Origin of the sequence: Bartonella sp. AA1HLJMS (assembly GCF_042197445.1) — a bacterium.
Lineage (GTDB): Bacteria > Pseudomonadota > Alphaproteobacteria > Rhizobiales > Rhizobiaceae > Bartonella.
Genome location: NZ_JBHIRW010000141.1, coordinates 1 through 1,857, shown reverse-complemented (window position 1 = coordinate 1,857; position 1,857 = coordinate 1). Strand labels below are relative to the sequence as shown.

2 protein-coding genes are annotated in these 1,857 nt (G+C 38.6%); both read left to right on the top strand.

What is annotated here, in order from left to right; translation table 11 throughout:
* Nucleotides 1-37 precede the first annotated feature (37 nt).
* Nucleotides 38-1,111 (top strand): hypothetical protein, encoded by a 1,074-nt coding sequence (locus tag ACFIQE_RS09975; RefSeq protein WP_375707660.1) that lies wholly within the window; start codon nucleotides 38-40, stop codon nucleotides 1,109-1,111.
* On the top strand, nucleotides 1,071-1,514 hold the full coding sequence (locus ACFIQE_RS09970) for a hypothetical protein (protein ID WP_375613776.1): 444 nt from the start codon (nucleotides 1,071-1,073) through the stop codon (nucleotides 1,512-1,514). Before ACFIQE_RS09975 ends, ACFIQE_RS09970 begins: the two co-directional genes overlap by 41 nt.
* Nucleotides 1,515-1,857 lie beyond the last annotated feature (343 nt).

The following is a 1,857-nucleotide window of genomic DNA, read 5'->3' as shown; positions in this document are numbered from 1 at the left end:
GCAATTTTATATTTAGTTAAAGAAAGGGAATTGGGGTATGTCCAGTAAATTACCATGGACGAGGCTTTTTGCAGACAAGTGGCTACTTGATCTTGCATATTTGCCAGCTTTTGAAGGTTTCATATATGTTAAGTTGCGCTTTCAAATGCTTCGCACAGGAGAGCCGCTTACGAATAATTTTAAAGTGTTATCTTTATTGGCTGGCTGCTCAGTAAAAAAATTTCAGAAGGCATTAGATCTTTTATTAGAAACTGGACATATCATTTGTTTAGAAGATGGTCGGTTGTGGAACCCAGATGTTGAATTAGAATTAAATGATAGCAAAGAGAAATCAGAAGCAGCAACAAAAGCAGCTCATTCTAGATGGCATAAAACAAAAGGTAAAAATGACAATAATCATATAAAAGAAAACGCATATGCGGATTGCATGCAGAGCGCATACGATGCGCATAGTGTTGCGCAATGCGAACGCAATGCCATTAACAATAACATTAACATATATAAAAAAAATAAAACTAACGTTTTATTAAAAAAAGAAATTGATTTTGAAGATTTAGAAACAATCGATTTGGTTGACGAGCCAATCGAGGTTGATGCGATTGAAAGCGAACCAAATCAAATCGCAACATCATCAGACAACCAACCTCCCATTCACGAGCAAGAAAACGTTCCTAAAAAAGCCAAGCGGGTTAAAGCCGATAGAGGTTGTCGATTGCCTGCGGATTTTGAACCCGATTACGATTTTGCAATCAACGAAGGCTTGCCTTCAGAGCGTGTGAAAGTCGAAATCGCAAAATTTAGAGATTATTGGAATGCCAAGGCAGGTAAGGACGCATGCAAAACGGATTGGCAAGCAACATGGCGCAACTGGGTACGCAAGGCAATTGAAGATTTACAGAAAGGAAAAAACTATGGAAAGTCAAGCACTGAAACAACAGTACAGCAGCGTGGATGGAGTTATCGCGTTGCACAGCACATGTCCAATATCAAAAATTCAGATAGTGTGTACAAATTTCTATTCGAGGATGACAACCGAACCACCATTCCATTGGAAGACAGGGCAAAAACCATTGATTGCAGAAGCGGAGAGAATTACTTCATTAGTTCATGATGCGTTGCAAAAGCTTGAAAAGAAAGCGACTGAAGAAGAAATTCAAACAACGTATCTTGTCCTTTCAAATGGACTTAAGAGCCCCATGGGATCAGATGAGAAAGCGACAGCGCTTGCGTATCTTTACGCTCTTGAAGGCATAAGCAGCTGGGTATTGCAAACGGCAACAAAGAACGCTTTGAAAGGCAAAGCCGAGGGCTTAAATTCGACCTTTATGCCCTCAACAGCAGATTTTTATCGTTATTGTAAGACGCTTGAAGGCAATATTCGCTTTCATGCAAAGCACATTCTTAGGAGCCTTGAAAAGCCTGAAAAGGAAACAAATAAAAAGGCACCGATGCCATCAGAACGCATAGAAAAGCTTCAAAAAGAACTTGAAGAAGTTTTAAAGGGCATTGAATGATAAACAGCAAAGTAGTGAAGTTTGCTGATGATTTTGAGAATAGATATGCGTTTAAATTGACAGAAAGGCACCTTACAGAGCGATTTAAAGATTTTGCGATAAAAACCACATTGAAATTAAAAACGCTTCTGTACGGTCCATTTTGAGGCAAATAAACCCATTGGTAAAGTTATGGATTTAGATAGGGGATATTAAACCAGATGTTTTTAAAAAAACGTAAACAGAAGGGGGGAAAAAAGTTTGTTGCAACAGCGGTTGGATATGCACCATGGGGATTAGGGGTAGCAGAGTATTTTTACAATCTTTACGAATATGATGATGGTACAAGAGAATATGAAGAATT

What these genes read in the sequence shown, in the direction of transcription:
- ACFIQE_RS09975 (WP_375707660.1), top strand. Translation starts at nt 38, where the DNA reads ATGTCCAGTAAATTACCATGGACGAGGCTTTTTGCAGACAAGTGGCTA.